Genomic DNA, 1,890 nt, shown 5'->3' with positions numbered 1-1,890 from the left:
AAACACCAATTCAGGGCGAAGTCCTGAAAAAGCAGGAGGATCTGTATACAGCGATGGATGTTGCACCGTTATACGCAAAGCCTAGTGTGGAGACACCGGGAATTTAGGATGTAAAGGCTACCAACAGTCCTAACTACAGGTATCGTATCACGAATGAGGCACTTGATGTGATCAGAGCATATGGCGCATCGGAATGGCTGATGACTCTACAGAGATATCATGCCTATCATGAGAAACTTGTAGATAAGTATGCGAGCAAGAAGAAAATGAAGTTGATGCCTGTACATATCAATAGTCAGGACTATTCCTTCAGTCCCGGAAAGCATAATGAGCTGCAGAAGAATATCATAGAGCAGTTTGCACCGAGATTTGCGCCAGGATGTGTATGCCTGTATGTCGGAGATACTACGAAGAAGGACCTGGTCAAGGATAAGGACAGGCTTGAGAAACTTGGATTTGAGATCACGCTTCACGATAAGATGCCTGATGTGGTTCTGTACAGGGAGGACAAAGAATGGCTGTATTTCATAGAAGCGGTCACAAGTACAGGCCCGATAAGTCCGCAGAGATTGATTGAGATATCCGATATGACTCAGAATGTCTCCGCCGGCAAGATATATGTGACAGCTTTTCCTGATGATGCCACCTTTAAAAAATTCTATTCAGACCTGGCATGGGAGACAGAGGTCTGGATAGCCGACAAGCCGGATCATATGATGCATCTCAATGGTGACAGGTTCATAGGACCAAGGGGATGATCATACTATAAGGAGGACCAGAAAGAGTGATTAAATTGGTAGACAAGTAGAGAATCATGGAAGCACCAAAGTACAACACCAGAAACAGAGGTCCCCGGGCTTCTTTATTTTATTTTTCATTTATGAGAAAGCTCATGGATTTGATGACCGAGGTGAGATCATCATTAACAAGCCTATTGGCAAGCATATCAACCTGTGCTGAAGCATCCATTAGCGGCACCTCCTTTGTATGAACTGATTATAACATGCCAGAGCAATTTTATTGAGATGCCGCCTTCACCGTATATCCATCATACTTGTCCCCATATTTCTTGAGAAACTCGGTTACGATTTCAACTGTATGCTCCTCTGCCTTGTCATAGAGTCCCTGGTCAGCGGCTTGTTTGAGCTGTTTTTTCTGCTCAGATTTGATCTGATCGGGCACCTCGTTGGACTTGATCTGGTTAAGGATGTTATTATGGTCCTTTGTTTCAATTCTATCTATGATATTGTCGGTATCTGGTGTTTTTGGAAATTTGAGAGTTATCGTTTTGGTTACAGAATTTGCTGTTGCACTTTCTGCAAGCTCTGACAGATCGTAGTTTACTTTTATACGGCCTTCATAGATCACATCAATCTCATGAGTTGTTAATGGAATCTTGTGTCCCCAGAGCTCACGACTGTTGGTGATCGTTGCCATTCCGGAGTAATCAGATTCATAAGGTGTGATCTCATCCATCTGCACCAGGTCATTTCTCAAAGTGACGCTTGTGATTTCGTTCTTATTGCTTATGCTGCTGGTTTTGCTCATATTGAACGCTGCAAATGCAAAGAACAATATCGCTATAGCTATGATCAGGCCAATGAGCGTCTTTCCTGCTTTAGATGTTTTTTCTTTGCTCCTCATTATTATCCTCCATTTCTGTTGAGCAGTCTGCCAAGGGATGCATCTCAACGTTTCCGAATATATGTCTCATGATACATGCTCCATTTCTTTCCGTCAAGCTCATTGCTTGACTGATTGTTGTAGTGGCAAATCCGGGGTTACTATTCACAGAAGAACTGAATGCATCACAAGTAAAGCGGAGGATCTTTCCTTCGCTTTACTTGCTGTTATTCCGTTTTTGTTCTCATTGTTGGGATTTATGAAAGA

The 1,890-nt window shown here is 42.8% G+C and carries 2 protein-coding genes and 1 pseudogene; 2 read left to right on the top strand and 1 reads right to left on the bottom strand.

Features of this window, described 5'->3' with window-relative positions; all coding sequences use genetic code 11:
- Positions 1-125 precede the first annotated feature (125 nt).
- Positions 126-230, top strand: a pseudogene (locus ACTNCK_RS11640) (hypothetical protein); the annotation flags it as partial.
- Between the two features lie 36 nt (positions 231-266).
- The gene (locus ACTNCK_RS11635) at positions 267-758 is read left to right on the top strand and encodes a BsuBI/PstI family type II restriction endonuclease (RefSeq protein WP_441082888.1); all 492 of its coding nucleotides are present in this window, start codon (positions 267-269) and stop codon (positions 756-758) included.
- A gap of 259 nt (positions 759-1,017) precedes the next feature.
- Here the strand turns inward: ACTNCK_RS11635 and ACTNCK_RS11630 are convergent, their stop codons facing one another.
- Entirely contained in the window at positions 1,018-1,644 is a 627-nt protein-coding gene (locus tag ACTNCK_RS11630) for a DUF4230 domain-containing protein (protein WP_441082887.1), read from the bottom strand.
- Positions 1,645-1,890: the final 246 nt, after the last annotated feature.

Source organism: Candidatus Weimeria sp. HCP3S3_B5, from assembly GCF_052064335.1.
Taxonomy (GTDB): domain Bacteria; phylum Bacillota; class Clostridia; order Lachnospirales; family Lachnospiraceae; genus Weimeria.
The sequence above is the reverse complement of the archived record's forward strand: the minus strand, read 5'-3'. Positions and strand labels throughout refer to the sequence as shown.

Coding starts and splice junctions, on each gene's coding strand:
- ACTNCK_RS11630 (WP_441082887.1), bottom strand. CDS start 1,644: ATGAGGAGCAAAGAAAAAACATCTAAAGCAGGAAAGACGCTCATTGGC.
- ACTNCK_RS11635 (WP_441082888.1), top strand. CDS start 267: ATGAAGTTGATGCCTGTACATATCAATAGTCAGGACTATTCCTTCAGT.